The following is a 21,230-nucleotide window of genomic DNA, read 5'->3' on the forward strand; positions in this document are numbered from 1 at the left end:
GACCGAGTCGACGACGCCCTCAACGCGACCCGCGCGGCCGTCGAAGAAGGCATCGTTCCCGGCGGCGGCGTCGCACTTCTGCGCGCTTCGCTGGCCATCACCGTCAGCGGCGCCAACTCCGACCAGACCGCTGGCATCGCCATCGTGCGTCGCGCGCTGCAGGCTCCGGCTCGCCAGATCGCGGCCAACGCCGGTGCGGAAGCATCGATCGTTGCCGGCAAGATCCTCGAGAACACGGGCCCGACCTTCGGCTTCAATGCCCAGACCGGCGAATATGGCGACATGATCGCCATGGGTATCGTCGATCCGGTCAAGGTCGTGCGCACAGCTCTCCAGGATGCGGCCTCGGTCGCCGGCCTGCTGGTCACCACCGAAGCCATGATCGCGGAGGCTCCGAAGAAGGAGTCGGCTGGCGGCGGTATGCCTGCCGGCATGCCCGGCGGCGGCATGGGTGGCATGGGCGGTATGGGCGGTATGGATTTTTAAGGTCCACGCACCTCAACAATCTCGATGGGCGGCAGCGATGCCGCCCTTTTCTCTGACGCGGAGCCAAGCCGGATGCCACATCCACAAGGCTACATACGGCGGCACTTTCACGGCGGACACCAATGACTGACTTCATTCTGTTCGCCATTGTCGGCTTCCTCGCCCAGGCGGTTGACGGCGCGTTAGGCATGGCCTATGGCGCGATCTCCTCCACCGTGCTGCTCTCCTTCGGTGTTCCGCCGGCGCAGGCTTCCGCCGCGGTACACGCGGCGGAAGTGTTCACCACGGCCGCTTCCGGCACGGCGCACCACTACCACCGCAATATCGACTGGAAGCTGTTCTGGCGGCTTGCTCCTTTCGGCATTCTCGGCGGCTGCCTCGGCGCCTTCGTGCTGACCTCGTTCGACGGCGACATGGTGAAGCCCTACGTCACGACCTATCTCGCTGTGATCGGGCTCTGGCTGTTCTTCCGGTCGTTCCGCAAGATCCCCAGCAATCCGGTTCCTACCCGTCTTGTGGCGCCGCTGGGCACTGTCGGCGGCTTCCTCGACGCTGCAGGTGGCGGCGGATGGGGCCCCATGGTCGTGACCGGATTGCTCGGCGCCGGCGCGCCGCCCCGCTACGTGATCGGCACTGTCAATGCGGCCGAGTTCCTGATCACGCTAGCGGTGTCCGTCACCTTCATCGTCGCGCTCGTCAGTGGGCACTGGCAGGAAGCGGGGGCGCTGTCGACACATGCAAGCTCGGTGCTGGGGCTGATCGTGGGCGGCATAGTCGCCGCTCCGCTTGCCGGATGGGTGCTCAAGGCGATTGCCGAGCGGACGCTTTTGCGGCTCGTCGGCTGCCTGATCATGCTGCTCGCTTTGTTCCAGACGGCCCAACAACTGGGATTCGTCTGACCTGAGCAAGCGGACTACCCTTCTAAGCCTTCGCTTTGCTTCCGGACATCATGATCGGCGGAACCGAAGTGAATCACGGACTGGAGGCGACTTGCCACCCTGGAAAACCTAACCTGCGCCACGAACAGCGTGTGGCACGCCAGTGATCAACGCGTTTCCCATTCCCGCCTCGCCCGGCCCATCGGGCCCTGCTCGATGCAGTGACTGATGACGGCGGCGACCAAATAAAGCGCTGAGACAATACCTCTTCGGGGCGACATTTATGGCCTGCCGCGGGAAGCTGCCGCCTCTGCGTGCAGGGGCAGCGATTACTCCGGCGAATGAGACTCTCTTTCATCGCGCAAGGTCCAAAGCTGCTGGTACGGTTTCATCGCCTAAGCATGGCCGAAATGCCATGCCGCATAAAGGGAACATGTTGGGCAAACCGAAGCCCCACATGTCTTGCAAGCCGTGCCGCCGGGTGCTCGCTTGAGTAGAGTCCGACGACAATGTTCGTGCCATGGAAGAGCGGCGCCGCTGACAGGCGAAGCCACCTTTCGTATCCGTGCAGCATGTTGGGATCGGCAATCTCGCGACCGTCGCGACATGCTGCTAGGATTCCGTAGGCGAGTTGCTTCTGGCTGCTGATACCGATGTTGAAACCATGCGCAGTTACCGGGTGCATGCCGATGGCAGCGTCGCCGATGAGTGCGGCGCTGGGAGCTCGGAATTTGTGCGCCCAAGTCGTGACCAGCGGATAGGCATGGCGCTTGCTTACCAAGGTCATTTTTCCAAGGCGCCCTCGACACCGGTTCGTCAATTCCCTCAGAAACAAATGGTCGCTGAAGGCAAGCAGTCTATCGGCCTCGTTTGAGCGCAGGGTGAGCAGCAGCGACGACACGCCCTCCGCCAAGGGCAACATCGCTATCGTCTGATGGTGATCGAACCATTCGATTGCCACCTGGTGGTGGGCGCGCTCATGCCGTACCCGGCATATTAGCATGGAGTAGCCAAGCCGATTGATATCGGCGCCTATGCCGAGCAGATCACGAGTGGCCGACAGACGTGAATCGGCGGCAACCACAAGGCTAGCGTTCAACTGCACGCCATCAGACAGCGTTACGACTGCTCCTGTCTGGCTGGTTGTTGCATCTACGACCGAGTGGCCGCACAGCAGCCGCGCGTGATTCTGCAAGTGGATGGTCTTGAACAGCGCGTCGCGAATTCGGCAATTTGGGACCAAAACTCCGAGGGGTTCGCCAGACCCGCTGGGAGGATCGAAACGCAGAGCGAAAGGGCTCGAACCGTTGAGCACGCGGGCGCCGTGAAGCGGTGATTTGTCCGAAGCGGGGATGCCATCCCAGGCGCCGATCTCGCGAAGGATTCTGATCGAGGCGTGGGTCAGCGCGATTTCCCGACCGTCAAAAGGCGGATTGGCGAGAGTATCGATTGAGTTCTGTTCGACAACTGCGACCTTGAGTTGGCTTTGAGCGAGTGATGCGGCGAAGGAAAGGCCGACCGGCCCGGCTCCGACAACAACGATATCGAATCTGTCATCAGCGCCGCCCATCAGCGTGCCATCGCGGCGGCTATCCTCGTGAGACGCTGGTTGAGTTCAGCCTCCTGTCGTGCGCTGCGTTCCAATGCCCGCCGTATCGCCTCAAGGCGCAGGGCGGGAAAATCCGCATGTATCAGCAACGAAGCAGGAAAACGCCTCAAACTCGTACGCGGGTGATCGGACCAGCGCTCGCGTCCGCGCAGCCAAGCACATACCCAGCTAGCAAGCGAGATTGTCACGTCGGCAGTTTTTGACCGACGCGGCGCCCTTATCCCCCTGTATGCAGGGTCGGTTCCAATCAGGTCGTGGAACTCGTCAACCAGAGCACGGACCGGTGGACCGCCCGCCGGACGAATGAGAATATTATCTGAGGCTTCTGATGACTGCATCTTGTCGGCATTCATTGGTTGAGAAGTGGCCTCCCATACGGCGCTGAATTCAGCTTTCCAGCAGCCACACTTGCATCGAGCCTTTCGCCCGATTGTTCCAGAGATAATATGGCAGAGCGGTTAGCCGGCAGCCCGAAACGATCGGGGGCGCATTCCTGTACAGGCTGTCTCCCCACTCTTGGTCTTCGATACGCTCTGCGGAGGCGGTCAGCGTGACCACGCCATCGAAGAGATCGCCCCGTTCCACCGTTTCGATCCTGGCGTCTCGCGGCAGTTTGAGCTGCTGCACCGCCCCCCCGGGATTGTCGACCTCTTCAACGCAATAAACCAACGGCCCGCGCTTGAGCGCCACCCGGCCGATGTCCTGCTTGACCGAGGGATGAGCATAGATGCGCTTGGGAGAAATCGGTAGCTCGAGGGCGATGATGTCTCCGGCATTCCATAGCCGCGAGATCGCAAGATAGCCATTTCTGGTGCATGCCGTCACGTCGACTGCACATCCCCCGACCGAAGCTTCGGCTTCATGAGCCCAACCGGGAATGCGGAGGTTGATAGTGAACTCGGCCGGTGCGTCAGGGCTGACCTCGATCCTGATCGAGCCGAAAAATGGATAGGCGCTGGTTTCCCGCAGGAACACATTGCCCGTAGCGAGTTGGATGTTCGTCGAAACGCCGCCGTAGAGATGGAAGGCGATTGCGTTTTCACTGGCCGAGACGAAATAGCCTCCGATCGAAGCAATCAGGCGAGACGAATTCATCGTGCAGCATGGGCATGAGTGCCAGGCCCATCTGCTGCGTCGCCCATCGCTCTCGAGCGGATTGGAGTAGAAATAGCGCTCGCCATCGCGCGAAAGGCCGGTCAGCGCGCCGTTGAACAACGCCTGTTCCAGAACGTCGGCGTATCGGCCGTCGAGTTCGAGATGCAGCATGCGATGTGCCCAGAAGATCAGGCCTACCGAGGCGCAGGTCTCCGCATACGCCGTATCGTTCGGCAGGTCGTGATCCTCAGTAAAGCCTTCATTCGCGGCAGCCGGACCCAAGCCGGACGTGATGTAGATTTTCGAGGAGATGACGTCGGCCCAGAGCACCTCGCATGCTTTCTTGAGGCTGTCGTCATTCAGTTCCGCCGCGAGGTCGGCCATGGCAGAAAGCATGTACATCGCTCGGACCGCATGTCCGACCACCTTAGTTTGCTCGCGCACCGGCCTGTGCGACTGGTTGTACTCATATCTTTTCGCCCTGAAATCCCTGGGGTTCTCCCCGCGCGCGACCGCTTCCTGATCGAAGTAGTGCGGCTGACGCCCGCGCTCATTCATGAAATAGGCCGCGAGGTCGAGATGCATTCTGTCTCCAGTCAAGCGATAGAGCTTAACGAGGGCCAGCTCGATTTCCTGATGGCCGCAATAGCCGCGCTTCTGGCCGGGGTTCGGGCCGAATGTCTTGCGCACATGGTCAACATACCGCTCAAGGATGTCCAGGAGCCGGCGCCGGCCCGTCGCGAGGAAGTAGGCGATACCGCCCTCGAGCAGATGTCCAAGATTGTAGAGTTCGTGATTGTCGCGCAGGTTGGTCCAGCGCTTGTCGGGCTCGCGCTGCAGGTACCAGCAGTTCAGATAACCGTCGGGAGCCTGCGCCTTTTCGAGATCATCGACAATGTTTTCGATCCATGCCTCGATGTCGGGATCACGCCTGTGTGACAGCGCGTAGGATGCTGCTTCTATCCACTTACCGGCGTCGGAGTCCCAGAACACCTGCCCGAAATCGTGCTCGTTGCCTGGGACGCTCAGTGGCAGCGACTGGTTCGGCAGTGTGAGGGACAGCAATACACCTTGCTTGCCAAGCTGGACGTGCTGGCTGGGGATGGTCCGTGTCAGCACCGTCTCCAGCCGCTCGCGCCAGAATTGCCCCTCCAGCGCGACATCAACGAACCGAACTGGCTTGAACTCGCTCATTCGAACGCATCGGCTCCTGCAATGACGTGCGCCGGCCTGCTAACGGCTTCGACAATGCCGGCGCCCCCGGCGAACACGGCCAGCACCTGATGCCGCTCAGCTTCCGTCCGGCTAGACATGCGTTCTCCCCTTGAAAAGACTCCTCCATTGAATCAGGGCGATGAGGAGACAGCACTGATCTGGGTCAGCCAGACACGACAAACCCGTGCCGCCGGTCTATTCGCTCCGTTGCACTTGGAACAGGTACATCGCCAGCGTTCTCCGGCCGTGCGAGGTACTTCGTGGCATCAGCTTGCATGGCGGAATGGGCGACGCAGGCCCTTGAGCGTCGGAATCAGCGTTCCGGCCTCTCGTCCCGGTCAATGAGGATACGCTCGGCGGCTCCGTCGAGATCCTCGTATTGACCACTCCTCAAGGCCCACAGGAAGCCAGACAGTCCAAGCCCGCCCAACAACAGAGCCACCGGTATGAGATAGACCAGGATTGTCATGAGGTTTGCGTCAATGTGCCGGTGTGGGAGCGGCTATCAGGCGGAGCAAGTTCTCCTTGGCACGTCTGGCACAAAACCTTGCAGCCTCGACGCATTGCCAATGACAAGCAGTGATGAGGCCGACATCGCGATTGCCGCAATCAATGGTGTTACCTGCCCCAAAATGGCGATCGGGACGGCAATGGCGTTGTAGACAATCGCGATGGCGATGTTTTGCCGGATCAGTCGTCCGGCCTTTCGCGAAACGTCGAGGGCAAGGGAGACGGCCGAAAGGCTTTCGTGCAGGAAAACGAAATCCGCAGCTTTGCGGCCGACATCGGCCGCCGTGGCTGGAACGATCGAGACATGTGCCGCGCCCAGCGCAGGGGTGTCGTTGAGGCCGTCGCCAACCATGAGCACCTTATGGCCGTCCTTCGCCAGGTTTTCAATATACTTGACCTTGCCCGAAGGAAGCAGCGCCGGAACAAAGTGATGTATCCCCAACGTCGTCGCGATCTCGCCGCATGCAGTCCCGGTATCGCCCGACAGCATTTTCACGGAAACTCGGGCGTTGTTCAATTGCTCGATTGCCGCCCTCGCGTCCGGACGCAGCGCGTCCCTGAAGACAAAGGACGCCACGATGATCCCGTCTTTGGTCAGAACCGTTCCGCCGTATCTGCTTTCGCCACCGGTTCGAGCCTTCCATGCAGCCCAACCACGCCGCCCCAGTCGCCAGGTGCTCCCCCTCGCGGTGGCTTCGATGCCGAATCCGGGGTGTTCGCTGACAGCCTTGAGCTTTGGCTGACCGGCGAAACCGGCAGACCTGGCAATGGCCTTCGAAAGCGGGTGACGGGAGTGCGCGGCCATATCGGCTGCGACTGCCAGGAGAGTCGGATCGATGGAAGACGCGTTGACGAGTCGGGGCTCACCGAGCGTAAGCGTGCCGGTCTTGTCGAACACCGCCGTATCGATCGCCGCCAGGCGCTCCATCGCCGAACCGTCCTTGACCATCACGCCATTTTCGAACAGGCGGCGCGCGGCGACCACCTGCACGATCGGCACGGCGAGGCCGAGCGCACAGGGACACGTGATGATAAGGACGGCGATGGCGATCGTCATTGCCCGGTGCCAGTCGCCGGTGGCCACCATCCAGCCGAGGAAAGTCACCAAGGCGGTCAGATGGACCACCGGAGCATAGAGCGCTGAAACGCGGTCGGCGATCCTGCGATAATGCGCGCGACCGCCCTCGGCGGCTTCCATCAGCCGGACCATTTCGGCCAGGAAGGAATCCTTTGCGGCGGCTGTCGCCTCGATGGTCAGCGGGCCTGTGAGATTGAGCGTGCCGGCCTGCACGGTTTCCCCTGACGCCACGGTTCTGGGTGTGCTCTCACCGGAAACCAGTGAACAGTCGAGATCGGAAGAGCCTCGAATAACCTTGCCATCGACGGGAATCCTTTCGCCGGCGGTGATCAGCAGCTGCAAGCCGGGTTTGATCTCCTCAACCGGCAGGTAATCGCGCGAACCATCCTCGCGAAGCACCATGGCGCCCCGCGCCGCCAGCCGTGACAGGCCGTTCACCGCGGTCCGGGCACGCTCGCGCATCACGTGATCAAGCGTGCGGCCGATCAGCAGGAAGAACAGCAGCGATACCGATGCATCGAAGTAAGCGTGGTCGCTATGGTTGATGGTTTCGTAAAGGCTCATCGCATAGGCGAGCGAGACACCAACCGCAATCGGCACATCCATGTTCATGCGGCCGTGACGCAATGCGTTCCATGCTGAGCGGAAGTAGATGCCACCAGCGAAGGCGAGCGCGGGGATGGCGATCAGTGCCGAGACCCAGTGGAACAGGTCGCGGGTCGCACCTTCAGCGCCGGACCAGACCGACATTGAAAGCAGCATGATGTTGCCCGCTGCAAAGCCGGCAACCCCCACGGCCCGGATCAGCTCCGATAGCGTCTTGTCCTTCTCCCCTGTCTCGGGCGCGAACAAATGCGCTTCGTATCCCAGCCGTCCAAGCGCGGCGACAAACGGTGGAACCTCATTTCCGCGCCACCGGATCGCAACCCGTTTCGTCGACAGGTTGACACGTACACCCTCGACGCGATCGAGTTTTCCAAGCGCCCTCTCGATACTCTGCATGCAGGCTGCGCAATGCACCGTCGGGACCGAGAGATCGGTTTGGTGCAGATCGCCGCCAAGCGAGCGGCTCGCCAGCCTGACCTCCTGGTTTGATGGCAGGACGGATATGCTGCTTTCCAGATCCAGCGCTGTTTCGGCGCCCGGTGCACAACAGCTCATTGTAGCGCTCCATGGGAAATTATAATTCGACGGACGTCGCGATAGGGTTCTGCGAGACCAGCATCGGCGTCGACTTGGACAATCCAGACGCCGTCCCTTGGCGTATGCTGGGCGGAAAATTCCTGGCTCGCGGCGAGCGAAAGCATGACGGCTTTGTCCTCGGCCTCGTAGGCGGGATGACGGAACAGGAGCCTGACGCCGTGCAACTGGACCGCTTTGCCGGCGGCATCGCTGAGGCCGTAGCGGACCTCGCCCCGTGCGATGGTCAGTTTGCCGGTCCAGCCGAGTGCGGCCTGCGCGCGCCCTTGCTCGGCTATCCGGTTGAACTGCTGGCTCGCGACATAAGTATTTTCGACGACAAGGCCGGTCCAGCTCGTGCTGGCGAGTGTTGCCATGGTCAGGTTCACACCAACGATCACGCCGAAAAAGCTAAGGATGATACGCAACATATGCCTGCCGGTGAATTTGCGGGGCCTTCGTGCATTGACGCTCATCTAACGATCTCCGGTGCGTTGAACGTGGCCGTGTATTCGTCCGACTCGAAGCTCGCCTTGTCCTCGACCCGGAACTTGAACGTCTGCGCTTGGGCATTGATCTGTTCCGCCGGCTGGCGGACGAAAACCTTCAACGTCTTCAGCCGGTCCGGTTCGACCGGAACGGAGAGGGAGCGATCCGCAGGCATGTCGATCCCGACGACGCTCATCTCGGCATTCGCCAGGCCCTGCATGGTGACGACAATCGTTCTTGGCTCTGGGATCATATTGAGCAGCTTGACGGTGTAACCATTGCGGATCGAACCATCGGATAGCGTGACGAACTGCGGATTGCGGTCGTGCAGAACGTTGACCTCGAGCCGATCGCGCGTCAGCAGCGAGTAGAGCAAGGCGAGACCGACCGCCGACCACGCACTCATGTAGACGAAGGTGCGCGGTCGAAAGATCTTGCGGACATGGAAATGGGCTAACCTGTCGGAGAAAGCGCTGCCGTCTGTCCGCACCAGCGACGGATTCACCGAGCAAGCGCCCCCTGCGGTCGCCGCCGCCATGTTGGCGTTGTAATCGGACAGCGTCGCATACGAGATTAGCCCACGGTCCTTGCCGAGTTTGTTCATTACGCCGTCACAGGCGTCGATGCAGAGCGCGCAGGTGATGCATTCGAGCTGCTGGCCGTCGCGGATGTCGATCCCCATCGGACAGACCGCGACACATGCATTGCAATCAACGCAGTCTCCAACCGGCTGCCCTGCGGCAAGAGCATTCTTGGCATGGCGCGAACGGGGTTCCCCGCGCCAGTCATTGTATGTCACAGTGAGCGAATTCTCGTCGAGCATGGCCGCCTGGATGCGCGGCCACGGGCACATGTAGGTGCAGACCTGCTCGCGCATCAGTCCACCGAATGTGTAGGTGGTTGCCGTCAGCACGCCGATGGTGATGTAGGCGAGTGGCGCAGCGGTGCCAGCGAAGAGCTCGCCAATCAGACATGGCGCATCGGCGAAATAGAAGATCCAGGCGCCGCCGGTCGTTGCCGCTATGGCCAGCCAGATGGCGTGTCTCGATACACGCAGCACAAGCTTGCGCGCAGTCCAGGATCCCGCGTCGAGCTTTATGCGAGCATTGCGATCTCCCTCGATCGCACGCTCTACAGCTAGAAACAGATCGACCCATACAGTTTGCGGGCACGCATAGCCACACCACGCTCGGCCCACCGTGGAAGTGACCAGGAAAAGGCCGATGCCGGCCATAACGAGAAGGCCGGCCACATAGTAGAATTCCTGCGGCCAAATCTCGATGAAGAAGAAATAGAAGCGGCGGTTGGTAAGATCGATCAGCACGGCCTGGTCCGGTGCAAACGGACCTCGGTCCCAGCGCAGCCAGGGCGTCAGATAGTAGATCGCCAGCGTGATCGCCATCACCAGCCATTTGAAGCGACGGAAATTACCCGAGATTCGCTTCGGGAAAACCTTCTTGCGCGGGGCATAAAGCGGCTCACGGGTGTTGGGGGAGTCGATCGCTTCTGCTCCGGGCGGTTCTGTCTGCGTTTTATCACGCACGTAGCATCTCCAGTCCCGCTGCCGCCCGTCGAACAGCCTCACCGTAGGCGGTCCGCCCCGTGTTGATGCAGGTCGAAGCCGGAATGGTGTCGAGGCCCGGCTCGCGCCGGGCCTCGTCGCTTGGCAGGGGGAGGGCCGAGAATAGGCTTCCGTTCCTATTCTCCGCCGCCAAGCGAATGGACATAAACCGCAAGTTCCTTGACCTTGACCTCGCCGAGACGCCCAACCCAGGCCGGCATGACGCCTTGCTTTGGCGCGCGAACCTGCGCGGCAATAGCCGTCTCGCCCGCCCCGTAGAGCCAGATCGCGTCGGTCAGGTCGGGTGCGCCAAGCTCCGTGTTTCCCTTTGCCTTATCGCCATGACAGGCGGCACAATTCTCGGCGAAAACATTGGCGCCGGGTATGACCAATGCTTGATCGCCAACAGCGCCGGAGAGACTCGAGACATAAGCGCTGACCTGTCTAATCTGCTCGGGCGTAATGATGTCACCAAAGGCCGGCATTTCCGAAAGGCGCGTGTCGGGGTCGGAGGCAAAGCGGATGCCGTGCGCGATTGTCTGCTGGATCTGCTCGGCCTTGCCACCCCACAGCCAGTCGTCATCATTCAGGTTGGGAAAGCCCTTCGAACCCTGGGCGCCGGAGCCATGACACTGAACGCAATTGACCTTGAACGCGGCGCCACCGGCCGCGATAGCGAATCCGCGCAACACATCGTCGGCAGCAATCTCGGAGACGGTCTTCGCCTGAAGGGCGGCAACATACTTGCCCTTGGCGACCTCGGCCGCTGCCAGCTCATTCTTGACATCGTTGCGGCTGGAATAGGCGAGCACGCCTCGGGTGGCGGAGCTCAGCATAGGCCATGCTGGATAAGCGATAGTGTAGGCGATCGCCCAGACGATGGTGACGTAGAAGGTGATCACCCACCAGCGCGGGAGTGGATTGTTGAACTCCTTGATCCCGTCCCATTCATGGCCGGTGGTCGAGACGCCGGAGACTTCGTCAATGTGCTCACCGCTCATGATCAGTCGTCCTTGAGAGGGATTTGACCAGCTTCGTCGGCTCGGGTCCTGCTGCCGGGACGGAGCGCAAAGGTGATGCATCCGACGAAGAACAGCACCATAACGAGGAGGCCCCAAGTGTCGGCAAACGCCCGCATGAAGTTGTAGGTCATCACCATTTTCCTCAGCGGTAACCGGCGGCTTCGTCGTAGTTTTTGAAATCGACCAGAGTGCCAAGCATCTGGAGGTAAGCGACCAGCGCGTCCATCTCGGTGACCTGTTGCGGATTGCCATCGAAGTCACCGAGCTTGGCCTTCGGATACCGCGCTTCAAGACCGGACGTGTCGACGTTGGGATCGGCCTGCGCCATGAGATCGGCATTCGCGCTCGCGATCATGTCGTCGGAGTAGGGCACGCCCACACGGCTGTTCGCGATCAGGTGCGTCGAGAAGTCCTTCACCTCGATCCGCGTCTCCCTCAGGAACGCGTAGCTCGGCATAATCGATTCCGGCACCACGGAGCGCGGGTCGGTAAGATGCTGGACGTGCCATCCATTCGAATAACGGTCGCCCACCCGCGCGAGATCCGGTCCTGTGCGCTTCGATCCCCACTGGAACGGGTGGTCGTACATCGACTCGGCCGCCAGGCTGTAATGCCCATAGCGCTCGACCTCGTCGCGGAACGGCCTGATCATCTGACTATGGCAGAGGTAGCAGCCCTCGCGCACATAGATGTTGCGGCCGGCGAGTTCGAGCGGCGAATAGGGCCGCATGCCTTCGACCTTCTCGATCGTATTGTCGAGATAGAAGAGCGGCGCGATCTCGACGATGCCGCCGATCGTCACCACCAGAAGGGAGCCGACGAGAAGCAGCGTGGCGTTCTTCTCGATGGCGGCATGTTTGTCCATCAAGCCCATTTGCTGGCTCCTGATCGCGCAGGTCGGACGGCGGCGGTGGGACGCGGCATCGGTTTCTCCTCGCGCTGGTAACCGAGGATTGTCATGGCGACGTTCCATGCCATGATAAGGGCGCCGGACAGGTACATCGCGCCGCCGATGGCACGCATGATGTAGAACGGATGCATGGCGGCGACAGTTTCGGCGAACGAGAAAACCAGAAAGCCCTGCTCGTCGTATTCGCGCCACATCAGGCCCTGCATGACGCCGGAGACCCACATCACCGCGGCGTAGACGACGATCCCCAGCGTTGCCAACCAGAAGTGCCAGTTCACTAGTCGCAGCGAATAGAGCCGCTCGCGGTTCCACAACTTCGGCACCATGAAATAGACCGCGCCGAACGAGATCATGCCGACCCAACCGAGTGCGCCCGAATGGACGTGACCGATGGTCCAGTCGGTGTAGTGCGACAGCGAATTGACGGCCCTGATTGACATCATCGGGCCTTCGAAGGTCGACATGCCATAGAAGGCTATGGCCATGACCATCATGCGGATGATCGGGTCCGTCCGCAGCTTGTCCCAGGCGCCGGACAGCGTCATCAGGCCGTTGATCATGCCGCCCCAGGAGGGCATCCAAAGCATGATCGAGAACGCCATGCCGAGCGTCTGGGCCCAGTCCGGCAGGGCGGTGTAGTGGAGGTGGTGCGGGCCGGCCCAGATGTAGAGAAAGATCAAAGCCCAGAAGTGGATGATCGACAGCCGGTAGGAATAGACTGGCCGGTTCGCCTGCTTCGGCACGAAATAGTACATCATGCCAAGGAAGCCGGCGGTGAGAAAGAAGCCCACGGCATTGTGGCCGTACCACCACTGCGTCAAGGCGTCCTGGACGCCGGAGAAGGCTGAATAGCTTTTTGAACCCACGAACGAGACTGGCATCGACAGGTTGTTGATCACATGCAGCATCGCGATGGTCACGATGAAGGACAGGTAGAACCAGTTGGCGACGTAGATGTGCGGTTCCTTGCGCTTCAGGATGGTGCCGAGGAACAGGACGAGGTAGGCGACCCAGACGATGGTCAGCCAAAGATCCACGTACCATTCGGGCTCGGCGTATTCGCGGCTTTCGGTGATGCCGAGCAGGTAGCCCGTCGCAGCCATGACGATGAACAGCTGATAGCCCCAGAACACGAACCAGGCGAGATTGCCGCCGAACAGCCGGGCGCGGCAGGTGCGCTGTACGACATAAAGGGACGTGCAAAGCAGCGCATTGCCGCCGAAGGCAAAAACCACGCCGGATGTATGCAACGGCCGCAAGCGGCCAAAGTTGAACCAGGGCTCGACGCTGAGATCGGGATAGGCAAGCTGCAGCGCGATGACCACACCAACCAGCATGCCTACGACGCCCCAAAACACCGTCGCGACGGCCCCGTAACGGATTGGACCGTCCATAAAAGCGGCGGGGTCTATCGGAACTGCAGGCTTGAACTCCGTATTGCGCAACAGGATCGCGGTGAAACCAGCTACGGCGAAGAACAACACCCACATATGCTGGCGGAAAGGTTCATCTACCCCGAAACCGGCAGCCACCAGGGCCGCAAAAGCAAACAGGCTTAGAAGCACGATCTCTGTGCCGAATTTCATCGCAAATCCCGATCTCGAATCCGGCGGACGCCAAATCCGCTGTGCATCAATTGCGCAGCCGCCGCCTGCTCGCCCTGATCCATGTCAGGGCCGCCCGTTTTGTTTCGGGCAGCATCGAGTTCGGCGCAATCAGATGGTGGCGAATGAAGAGGGAACGCAGCGCGGGCTTGCCCGCTCATGGACAAGTGGGGTGGGCTCGGAGCCGGGGCGGGCGTGGAGACGGGCGACACAATGAGGCGTGCCCATTCGTAAAGCTGGGGCTCTGCGACGAGCTGAAAAGTACTGTCGTGGCTTGCTAAACCTCGCTCGCTTCGAATGGCTCGGGACGGCCAACGCAATCGTTGAGTTGCTTCGTGACGTTCACAGGTTCGAGGAGGGGCAATGTTGCCTCCACCAGCCGATTGCGCGTCGGCCACCTCGGGGATCAATGCTTCGCCGGCGAGCTGTCCGAAACACTCCTGGCGATTGTCAGGTGATCCGAGAGCGAGCGCGGAAGCTGTCGGGTTCATGCTGCCGCGGCATCACGAAGGTTGGCGACACATTGCATTCGAACGGGCGTGTCCCTGCCACTAATCGGAGTTGGCGACGCAGACCCCGCAGCTTGGGCCTATCTAAACTGCCGCGCCATTCGGCTGCCGCAACGCTGCTCCAGCCGGCTCATGCTGTCCACGATCACGCGGCGTTTGTTCTCGATCCGGATCACGCCGTCAGCTCGCAATCGCGTCAGCTGGCGGCTCACGGTCTCGTTCGTAAGTCCAAGGAAATCGGAGATGTCGGCACGAGTCAGCGGCAGATCGAACGACGCTGACCTGGCGGCCGGGTCAACACTGGAATCGATATTCCGGGCGATCATGACGAGAAAACTCGCCACCTTTTCCGATGCCGTCTTGCGCCCCAGCGTCACCATCCATTCGCGTGCTGCGTCGAGTTCGTCCAGCGTCTGCCTGAGCAGGCGATGCTCGAGTTCCGGTGATTCCTTCATCATCCGTTCCACGGCTGCCTTCGGAAACGAGCACAGCGTGACAGCTGTTGCCGCTTCCGCACTGATCTCGCTTTCCACCTTGAAGGGGCGTCCCAGAAAATCCGGCGCAAACCGGAGAGCTACGATCTGCTGGCGCCCGTCCGAAAGGCTCTTTGTTAGCTTCACCACGCCTGAAAGCACATTCGAATAGCTGTCGACGGCCTCGGCATCGCCGATCAGTTCGACTCCCGGCTCGATCTTGTGCCGCGACGAAGTCTTGGCGAGCCCAACCAAACGGTCTGGATCGAGCGCACCGCAGACACCACGACGCCTTGCCTCGCAAGAGAGGCAAAGAACGGGAACGCCGGAACTGTGAATGTCTTGCCGTAATGTCATGCCGTTGCTCTACCCCTCTCCCAAGCGCCGACAGGGTAGCAATCTGAGGTAGAAAAATCCTTGCGGCAGTTTGTCCGAGTTGCTGACCGAAATCAGGGCTTTGGCTTGCCAACAAGCCCAGAATTCCAGCGATGCAAACATGGTGGACCACGACATGCAGTCCGAATTAGCTGCCCAGGTTGGCGAGAACGTCCCGCGCTATACCAGTTATCCGACTGCACCGCATTTCCACGCGGGCGTCAATCCGGCGGTTTATTGTGGCTGGCTGGAGGCGCTCAAAAGTGGCGGCGAGATCTCGCTCTATCTGCACATCCCCTATTGCGACAGACTCTGCTGGTTCTGTGCGTGTCATACCAAGCAGACGCGCCACTATGAGCCGGTGACGGCCTATCTGCGCTCGCTACACTCGGAGATCGCGACGGTTGGGGGTCTCGTCAGCGGCAAGGGCCATGTCCGCGCAGTCCACTTCGGCGGCGGTTCGCCCACCATGCTGAAGCCCGAGGACATGGTGGCGCTTGGCGCGATTTTGCGGGACAGCTTCGATTTTGTCCCGGATACAAAAATCAGCGTCGAGATCGATCCAAACGACATGGATGAGGCGCGCCTTGATGCGCTAGCCGAAATCGGCATGACCAGGGCGAGTCTCGGCGTCCAGGATTTCGAGCCAAAAGTGCAAAAGGCAATCAACCGCGAGCAAAGCTTTTTGCAAACGAAGGCTGTCGTCGACGGAGTTCGCTCCCGCGGCGTCGGTTCCGTCAATCTGGACCTGCTCTACGGATTGCCGCACCAGAGCAGGGAGAGCGTCTGTTCCACCGTAGCGCAGGCGCTGACCCTGGAACCGGACAGGATGGCGCTGTTCGGCTACGCGCATGTGCCCTGGTTCAAGAAGCATCAGACGATAATCAAAGAGGCGTGGCTGCCTGGCCCCACGGAGCGGTTGGCGCAATCGCAACTCGCTGCGCGAGCGATTGTGGACAAGGGGTTTGAAGCAATAGGGCTCGATCATTTCGCCAAGCCAGGCGATGCCTTGGCGATAGCGGCCCGCGCAGGGGCTTTGCATCGCAATTTTCAGGGCTACACGGAGGATCGCTGCGAGACACTGATCGGGCTTGGCCCTTCGTCCATCGGCCGTTTTCGCCAGGGCTACGTGCAGAACAATATTTCAACCGCCGAGTACGGAAGTATAGTCGCGCATGGCGGGCTGGCGGTTGTCCGCGGTATCGCGCTTTCCGACGACGACCGCGTTCGCGGCTGGATCATCGAGAGGCTAATGTGTGATTTCGCCTTCTCGGCAGTCGATCTGGTGGAACGCTTCGGCAAAGCCGGCCAGAAGCTCCTTCTCGAGTCGAGTACGATGGCTCTCCACGATCCCGTTCGATTGCTTGAACTGGATGGCGACCGTTTCGTCGTGCCGGCTGAAAGTCGCCCATTCGTCCGAAGCATCGCGGCCAGGTTTGACAAATATTTCCAAAGCGGAAGGGCCAGGCACTCGGTTGCAGTTTGAGCCAAAGAGTGCGGTCGCGGTGACGTGCTCCGCTGTTTGCCTCCATTTGGGAGTGAGCCTGTTCACGTGTGATCTTTGACGGATCGGGTTACATATTCAAGCGGAGTTAGCCCATCGAGGCTCGTGTGCGGGCGGTTCACTCATGCCTCGGTTACTCGGAATCTGAGCCTGCCAGACGCCGCGACTTCTCCGGCTTGCTGGACGTCGGCAACCCTTCTTTTCTGGCCTTGGCAAACGCTCGGTCGCCTTCCAGAAACCCCGCCAGCATGAAAGGGATGAGTTCCGCCACCGTTTCAGACTCGCCATAGGTCTGACGATAAAGGGCAGCATACTCCTTGAGTGCTTGGCCCAACTCCGCGCTGACGGTGATGGTAATCTTCGAAGGTGTTCGGTCTGGAAGCTTTCCAAGTTTCAAGTTGGCCATATTCACTCCCGCTCAACTCGCGTATGGCCGTAGCACCAGATCCTTGTGCACGATGACGCGCAGTGGCCAACCTGGGCGGATGGTGATGGTGGGCTGAACATTGAGGTTCTTCTCGGTGATGCGCTGGCCGGCTTGACTGACGTTCTGCTGAGTGGATTCCCGGATCGCTTTGACCAGATCGCTTTCGTTTTCTCCAAAACTTAACTCGGTGCCGACGCCCAGCAATGTGGCCAGCGCGACTCCCTTGATCAGCTGCCAGGTGTGGAAATCGACCTTGTCCTCGAGCCCGGCATAGCCGGCAGTGTCTGTCGCCGGCAGATTGTCGATTTCGATCGAAGAACCGTCTGGCAGTATTATTCGCCGCCAAACCAGAAGCGCCCGTTTTTGCCCAAAAGCGACGACGCTGTCATAGGTCCCGATCAGCCGCGAGCCTTGCGGGATAAGCAGGATGCTGCCGGTGAGCGTGTCGTGCACGTTCTCGGTGACCTGCGCGACGACAAACCCGGGCAAGTCGGAATTTATGCCGGTGATGAGACTTGCGGCGATCACGCTGCCGGCCATGAGCTGATTTGGCGAAGCTGGCGTCTGCAATGCATGCGGGTTGTAGATCCCGCTGGTGTTGCGCTGGCTGACAAAATCGAGCTTTCGTTGTTGATTGTTCTGATCGCCCTCAGCCGGGGCAACGGAATCTGACGGCCGAGCGGCATCAGATTGCGGAGGCGCCCCGAACGGCTGCTGGGCACTTTTCGCATTACCGCCGATGCCCGCCTCCTTGGGTTGATTTTCAATGCGGAAGAAGACTTGTGATTCGCGCGCCTCAATCGCTTGCTGGGCAACACGCTGCTCCTCGGCGGAGTTGTCCTGCCCTGGCGCGATGCCGAGCTGGCGCCGCCGCTCAAGGATGGGGCGACCGAGGTCGCCCGGCAGTGGTGGTCCAAGCACAGGATGGTTCGGCTTCACTCCGGAATAGTCCTTGGGAAGTGTTTCAAGTCCTTCAGGGGTTGGCTTGCGGTCAGTGTTGTAGAGATCTTCCGCCTGTTCTTTGAAGCGAAGCGCCGGTCCCTGCAGCGCCATCATCGTGACGCCCAGGATGGTACCGGACCCGACGGCAGCGATGGCGATGATCACGCCGCGCCTGAACCGCACGGCCCGGCGGGGCGAGGCCCGTAACTGCAGCTGCTCGGGATCGAGTTTTGGCGGAGCATTGGATGGGGAAGTGTCAGTCATAAGGCCCCTCTCCTCACCTGCTGGAGCGCGCAAAGAGAGATACGCGACGCGGCGGTTGCCGGCCGTCCGTCCTTGTGATGCGCACCACTTGCTGCTGCTTGGTGCCGAGGCGTAGTTCGGCCGCGGCGAAGAGCCGATCGACAATGTAGTAGTTGCCGCGCATGCGGTAGTTGACGAGCTGGTTGTCCCCGTCAGAGCCGACGATGAAGAGTGGCGGGGCCTCTCCCTGGTCTATGCGGCGCGGGAACTCTATGTAGACCTTGCTGCCATCATCGAAGGCTCGCGTCGGTCTCCAGGGCGGTGTGTCGCCCCTAATCGAGTAGCGAAAGCGAATGTTTTCGAGCGCCACGTTCGACGCCACCGGCATGGTAGCCTCGGCCTGAGCGTTACGCTGGCGGAGCGCGACGATTTGGTCCTCGCTGTACGTCCAGGAGATCGCCGCCATAGCGGTCTTATCGGTGCTTTGAAGCTGCAAGTGGTAGGTGCGTCGTTCCGTGGTGATCACCAGATTGGTGCTAAGCCCCGGCGCGAAGGGTTTTACCAGCACATGGGTGCGCTGGTCGTCACCGGTGCCGCTGACGGTATCGCCGATGACCCAGCGCACCGTGTCGCCGGCCGACACGGCTGTCAGTTTCTCGCCCGGCTGTAGGGCGATATCGGTGACGCGCTCCGGCGCGGCATAGAGCTGATAAAGCGCGCCATCGGTGAAGGGATAGACCTGCACCGCATTGACGTAGCCGTACCGGGTGGGTTGCTGCGTCGCCGCCTTGTTGGCGTCGGCGACGCGTTCTTCAGGAGGGCGCTTGTCGTAGGCGATTTTGCCCGGTTCTGGCTGCAACTGGCCGGGGAGCGGCAACGGCCTTGGCACCTCGACTATCTTGACCGGTGTCTCTGGCGCCTTCTCGATTGCCGCTGCTTTGAAGTCGGCAGCATCATACGAGATTTCAGGCGGCACCGGCTTCGATGCGCAGGCCGAGAGAACTGCTGCCGATGCGGATAGGATCAGTGCGGCACGGAACGATTGGGCTCTATTTGTCATCGGCGGGCTCCTTCGGGGAAACGGATGTCGGTGCGGCACTGTCTAGCTCGCGCGACCAGTCGATGGCGTTGATGAATACACCGAGCGGATTGTTGCGCAGCTGATCCGTATTGCTTGGCGGGCGGATCACGATGGTGAGGATCGCGGTCCAGCGCGTGGTGCTGGCAAGGCTGCCGCGCTCAAAGACCTGCTCAGTCCATTTGACCTGGAACGAGCTGTCGGAAGCCCTGACCACACTGGTCACCTGGACGGACACGCTGCGCGTTCCGATCTGACCGAAGGGATCGTTCGCCTTGGCGTACTCATTGAGGAAGAGTGCCGCACGGTCGGTGGCAAGGTCGTAAGCCGCCAGCCAGTTCTGCCGCACCAGCACCGGATCAGTGGAGACGGAACGGACATTCTGGATGAAGCGGCCGAGGTGCCAGGCTATCTCGGCGTCGGAGGGCTCGTAGTCTTGGATAGCCGGCGCGACGGCGCGTGCCTCGCCGAAGCGGTCGACCTCGACGACGTAAGGCACAACACGGCTCTGCATCGACTGCCATACGAGTCCGCCAGAGAGCCCGGTCGCCAAGGCCAGACAGCCGAGGGCCATGAGCCGCCAGTTCCTAGCCTGTACTCGAGATGAGCCGATGCGCTCGTCCCATAGCTGGGCGGCCTTTTGATACGGCGTGACCGGTTCGGGTGTCTTGCCGTAACGTTGAACGGGTCGCTTGAACAGCATCTAGTCGTCCTTGTCGTTGAGAGAGGGATTGGCGCTGCCTCCCGGGCTGTCGCCTTCACGGACAGCCTGCATGGCGGCGTGGCGGTGGGCACGGGCGGTCTGTTCGGAACGCAAGCGCCTTGCCCACGTCGGAGCGGCATTAGGATCTGCAGCGGTTGGGTTTCCAGTCATGGACGCGGTGGGCGCACCACCGGTCGCGGTCCATGCCGCTTCCCGGCCGGCATCGGCGCTGCGCCCGAACGTTCCCGCGGCAGCTCTTGCTGCTCGCATTGCGGCGCCGCCGGCGGCACTGGTCACGCCCTGCAATCCAGCAGCCACACCGGACAGGCCGGTGTGGGGCGAGGTTGCTCGCCCGATCTGCCAGGCCGTTAAAGCAGCCGATCCCATCGTTGTGCCGGCCCGAATTGCGGCGAGACTGCCGCCGGCTGCCATGCGCGCGCCAGCAAATGCCGTGCCTCCGGCAACGAGCGATGCACCAGCAGCCGCCGCAGTCGTGCCAAGTGCGGCGCCCGCGCCAAGCTGCGGCGCGCCGGACACTAGACCCGACGCGATGCCGGGCCCAAAGATGCCGAGCCCAAGCAGCGCCAGCGCGCCCAGCACCTGTGACATCGCGGCGGCCAGGTCCGGCTCCTTGCCTTGCAGCGCGGAAGCAAACTCGCCGAAGAGTGTGGAGCCGATGCCGACGATGACGGCAAGTACCATCACCTTGATGCCTGAAGAGATGACATTGCCGAGCACGCGCTCGGCCAGAAACGCCGATCGATTCCAGAGTGCGAAGGGAACCAGAACAAAGCCGGCAAGCGTGGTGAGCTTGAACTCAAGGATTGTGATGAACAGCTGAATGGAAAGGATGAAGAAGGCGATGATGACCAGGAACCAGGCCATGAGCAGCACGAAGATGGTGAGCGCGTTGCCGAAGATTTCTGGAAAGCCGAGCAGCTGACTTGCCTGATCAAGCAGCGGCCAAGCGCCTTCGAAACCGGTCGCGGCGATGCGGCCCGGGCGCAGGAGATTGTCTGGGGAGAGATTGCCGGAGGACGCGTTGATGCCGAGGCCGGCGAAGGAGCGATAGATGATGTCGGCGAGATTCTTAAAATTATTCAAGATGAAGGCGAAGACGCCGACATAGAGCACCTTGCGGGTAAGCCGGCCGAGAATGTTGGGCTCGTCGCCGATCGCCCAGGCCAGCCCGGCCAGCGTGATGTCGATGCCGATCAGGATGGTGGTGAGGAAGGCGACGTCGCCCGAAAGCAGACCGAACCCGCTGTCAATGTAGCGGATGAAGGTCTCCATGAAGCGATCGATGACGCCAAGGTCGTTCATGCCGCCGCCTTCCTCGT

General features: G+C 61.1%; 21 protein-coding genes. 3 read left to right on the plus strand and 18 right to left on the minus strand.

Annotated elements, in window-relative coordinates; genetic code table 11:
* Positions 1 to 486, plus strand: a 486-nt coding sequence (locus AC0L3H_RS17335) for a TCP-1/cpn60 chaperonin family protein (RefSeq protein ID WP_473586295.1), incomplete at its 5' end; no start/stop codon positions are given.
* Positions 487 to 608: 122 nt separating this feature from the next.
* Positions 609 to 1,385 (plus strand): sulfite exporter TauE/SafE family protein, encoded by a 777-nt coding sequence (locus tag AC0L3H_RS17340; protein ID WP_473491863.1) that lies wholly within the window; start codon positions 609 to 611, stop codon positions 1,383 to 1,385.
* Between the two features lie 367 nt (positions 1,386 to 1,752).
* Here the strand turns inward: AC0L3H_RS17340 and ubiM are convergent, their stop codons facing one another.
* The 13 genes from ubiM to AC0L3H_RS17405 all read right to left on the minus strand — a co-directional run bounded on the left by ubiM (position 1,753) and on the right by AC0L3H_RS17405 (position 14,975).
* The gene (gene ubiM / locus AC0L3H_RS17345; RefSeq protein WP_473586296.1) at positions 1,753 to 2,934 is read right to left on the minus strand and encodes a 5-demethoxyubiquinol-8 5-hydroxylase UbiM; all 1,182 of its coding nucleotides are present in this window, start codon (positions 2,932 to 2,934) and stop codon (positions 1,753 to 1,755) included.
* Complete coding sequence (locus AC0L3H_RS17350; protein ID WP_473491866.1) at positions 2,934 to 3,326, minus strand: globin domain-containing protein; 393 nt, start codon at positions 3,324 to 3,326, stop codon at positions 2,934 to 2,936. Before AC0L3H_RS17350 ends, ubiM begins: the two co-directional genes overlap by 1 nt.
* Before the next feature lie 34 nt (positions 3,327 to 3,360).
* The gene (locus AC0L3H_RS17355; RefSeq protein ID WP_473586297.1) at positions 3,361 to 5,262 is read right to left on the minus strand and encodes a glycoside hydrolase family 127 protein; all 1,902 of its coding nucleotides are present in this window, start codon (positions 5,260 to 5,262) and stop codon (positions 3,361 to 3,363) included.
* Positions 5,259 to 5,381, minus strand: coding sequence for a hypothetical protein (locus AC0L3H_RS17360; RefSeq protein ID WP_280174574.1), 123 nt, complete (start codon positions 5,379 to 5,381; stop codon positions 5,259 to 5,261). Before AC0L3H_RS17360 ends, AC0L3H_RS17355 begins: the two co-directional genes overlap by 4 nt.
* Positions 5,382 to 5,596: 215 nt before the next feature.
* Positions 5,597 to 5,752, minus strand: coding sequence for a cbb3-type cytochrome oxidase assembly protein CcoS (ccoS, locus tag AC0L3H_RS17365; protein ID WP_008871940.1), 156 nt, complete (start codon positions 5,750 to 5,752; stop codon positions 5,597 to 5,599).
* 36 nt (positions 5,753 to 5,788) lie between these two features.
* Positions 5,789 to 8,032, minus strand: a complete 2,244-nt coding sequence (locus tag AC0L3H_RS17370; protein ID WP_473586298.1) for a cation-translocating P-type ATPase — start codon at positions 8,030 to 8,032, stop codon at positions 5,789 to 5,791.
* A complete protein-coding gene (locus AC0L3H_RS17375) occupies positions 8,029 to 8,526 on the minus strand; it encodes a FixH family protein (RefSeq protein ID WP_473491871.1) in 498 nt (165 codons plus the stop codon). Before AC0L3H_RS17375 ends, AC0L3H_RS17370 begins: the two co-directional genes overlap by 4 nt.
* Complete coding sequence (gene ccoG, locus AC0L3H_RS17380; protein WP_473491873.1) at positions 8,523 to 10,082, minus strand: cytochrome c oxidase accessory protein CcoG; 1,560 nt, start codon at positions 10,080 to 10,082, stop codon at positions 8,523 to 8,525. Before ccoG ends, AC0L3H_RS17375 begins: the two co-directional genes overlap by 4 nt.
* Before the next feature lie 155 nt (positions 10,083 to 10,237).
* Entirely contained in the window at positions 10,238 to 11,101 is an 864-nt protein-coding gene (gene ccoP, locus AC0L3H_RS17385) for a cytochrome-c oxidase, cbb3-type subunit III (RefSeq protein WP_473491875.1), read from the minus strand.
* A gap of 2 nt (positions 11,102 to 11,103) precedes the next feature.
* The gene (locus AC0L3H_RS17390; RefSeq protein WP_473491877.1) at positions 11,104 to 11,253 is read right to left on the minus strand and encodes a cbb3-type cytochrome c oxidase subunit 3; all 150 of its coding nucleotides are present in this window, start codon (positions 11,251 to 11,253) and stop codon (positions 11,104 to 11,106) included.
* Between the two features lie 11 nt (positions 11,254 to 11,264).
* Positions 11,265 to 11,996, minus strand: coding sequence for a cytochrome-c oxidase, cbb3-type subunit II (gene ccoO / locus AC0L3H_RS17395; RefSeq protein ID WP_473491879.1), 732 nt, complete (start codon positions 11,994 to 11,996; stop codon positions 11,265 to 11,267).
* Positions 11,987 to 13,618, minus strand: coding sequence for a cytochrome-c oxidase, cbb3-type subunit I (gene ccoN, locus AC0L3H_RS17400; protein WP_473491880.1), 1,632 nt, complete (start codon positions 13,616 to 13,618; stop codon positions 11,987 to 11,989). The genes ccoO and ccoN overlap by 10 nt, the downstream gene beginning before the upstream one ends.
* Positions 13,619 to 14,225: 607 nt before the next feature.
* On the minus strand, positions 14,226 to 14,975 hold the full coding sequence (locus tag AC0L3H_RS17405; RefSeq protein ID WP_473491881.1) for a Crp/Fnr family transcriptional regulator: 750 nt from the start codon (positions 14,973 to 14,975) through the stop codon (positions 14,226 to 14,228).
* Positions 14,976 to 15,129: 154 nt separating this feature from the next.
* Between AC0L3H_RS17405 and hemN the strand changes: the two genes are divergently transcribed.
* On the plus strand, positions 15,130 to 16,479 hold the full coding sequence (gene hemN, locus AC0L3H_RS17410; RefSeq protein WP_473586348.1) for an oxygen-independent coproporphyrinogen III oxidase: 1,350 nt from the start codon (positions 15,130 to 15,132) through the stop codon (positions 16,477 to 16,479).
* A 151-nt stretch (positions 16,480 to 16,630) separates the two neighbouring features.
* Here the strand turns inward: hemN and AC0L3H_RS17415 are convergent, their stop codons facing one another.
* The 5 genes from AC0L3H_RS17415 to trbL are packed head-to-tail and all read right to left on the minus strand — an operon-like array spanning position 16,631 to position 21,213.
* Entirely contained in the window at positions 16,631 to 16,903 is a 273-nt protein-coding gene (locus tag AC0L3H_RS17415) for a DUF2274 domain-containing protein (RefSeq protein ID WP_473491883.1), read from the minus strand.
* Between the two features lie 12 nt (positions 16,904 to 16,915).
* Positions 16,916 to 18,130, minus strand: a complete 1,215-nt coding sequence (locus tag AC0L3H_RS17420) for a TraB/TrbI/VirB10 family type IV secretion system protein (protein ID WP_473491884.1) — start codon at positions 18,128 to 18,130, stop codon at positions 16,916 to 16,918.
* Positions 18,131 to 18,143: 13 nt separating this feature from the next.
* Positions 18,144 to 19,169, minus strand: a complete 1,026-nt coding sequence (gene trbG, locus AC0L3H_RS17425; protein ID WP_065010496.1) for a P-type conjugative transfer protein TrbG — start codon at positions 19,167 to 19,169, stop codon at positions 18,144 to 18,146.
* Positions 19,159 to 19,890: a conjugal transfer protein TrbF gene (gene trbF, locus AC0L3H_RS17430; RefSeq protein ID WP_008871927.1), complete on the minus strand. Its 732-nt coding sequence runs from the start codon at positions 19,888 to 19,890 to the stop codon at positions 19,159 to 19,161. Before trbF ends, trbG begins: the two co-directional genes overlap by 11 nt.
* Positions 19,891 to 21,213, minus strand: coding sequence for a P-type conjugative transfer protein TrbL (trbL, locus tag AC0L3H_RS17435; protein ID WP_473586299.1), 1,323 nt, complete (start codon positions 21,211 to 21,213; stop codon positions 19,891 to 19,893).
* Positions 21,214 to 21,230: the final 17 nt, after the last annotated feature.

It is taken from the genome of Mesorhizobium sp. WSM4816, assembly GCF_055811535.1.

Coding starts and splice junctions, on each gene's coding strand:
- AC0L3H_RS17340 (WP_473491863.1), top strand. CDS start 609: ATGACTGACTTCATTCTGTTCGCCATTGTCGGCTTCCTCGCCCAGGCG.
- ubiM (WP_473586296.1), bottom strand. CDS start 2,934: ATGGGCGGCGCTGATGACAGATTCGATATCGTTGTTGTCGGAGCCGGG.
- AC0L3H_RS17350 (WP_473491866.1), bottom strand. CDS start 3,326: ATGAATGCCGACAAGATGCAGTCATCAGAAGCCTCAGATAATATTCTC.
- AC0L3H_RS17355 (WP_473586297.1), bottom strand. CDS start 5,262: ATGAGCGAGTTCAAGCCAGTTCGGTTCGTTGATGTCGCGCTGGAGGGG.
- AC0L3H_RS17360 (WP_280174574.1), bottom strand. CDS start 5,381: ATGTCTAGCCGGACGGAAGCTGAGCGGCATCAGGTGCTGGCCGTGTTC.
- ccoS (WP_008871940.1), bottom strand. CDS start 5,752: ATGACAATCCTGGTCTATCTCATACCGGTGGCTCTGTTGTTGGGCGGG.
- AC0L3H_RS17370 (WP_473586298.1), bottom strand. CDS start 8,032: ATGAGCTGTTGTGCACCGGGCGCCGAAACAGCGCTGGATCTGGAAAGC.
- AC0L3H_RS17375 (WP_473491871.1), bottom strand. CDS start 8,526: ATGAGCGTCAATGCACGAAGGCCCCGCAAATTCACCGGCAGGCATATG.
- ccoP (WP_473491875.1), bottom strand. CDS start 11,101: ATGAGCGGTGAGCACATTGACGAAGTCTCCGGCGTCTCGACCACCGGC.
- AC0L3H_RS17390 (WP_473491877.1), bottom strand. CDS start 11,253: ATGACCTACAACTTCATGCGGGCGTTTGCCGACACTTGGGGCCTCCTC.
- ccoO (WP_473491879.1), bottom strand. CDS start 11,996: ATGGGCTTGATGGACAAACATGCCGCCATCGAGAAGAACGCCACGCTG.
- ccoN (WP_473491880.1), bottom strand. CDS start 13,618: ATGAAATTCGGCACAGAGATCGTGCTTCTAAGCCTGTTTGCTTTTGCG.
- AC0L3H_RS17405 (WP_473491881.1), bottom strand. CDS start 14,975: ATGACATTACGGCAAGACATTCACAGTTCCGGCGTTCCCGTTCTTTGC.
- hemN (WP_473586348.1), top strand. CDS start 15,130: ATGCAGTCCGAATTAGCTGCCCAGGTTGGCGAGAACGTCCCGCGCTAT.
- AC0L3H_RS17415 (WP_473491883.1), bottom strand. CDS start 16,903: ATGGCCAACTTGAAACTTGGAAAGCTTCCAGACCGAACACCTTCGAAG.
- AC0L3H_RS17420 (WP_473491884.1), bottom strand. CDS start 18,130: ATGACTGACACTTCCCCATCCAATGCTCCGCCAAAACTCGATCCCGAG.
- trbG (WP_065010496.1), bottom strand. CDS start 19,169: ATGACAAATAGAGCCCAATCGTTCCGTGCCGCACTGATCCTATCCGCA.
- trbF (WP_008871927.1), bottom strand. CDS start 19,890: ATGCTGTTCAAGCGACCCGTTCAACGTTACGGCAAGACACCCGAACCG.
- trbL (WP_473586299.1), bottom strand. CDS start 21,213: ATGAACGACCTTGGCGTCATCGATCGCTTCATGGAGACCTTCATCCGC.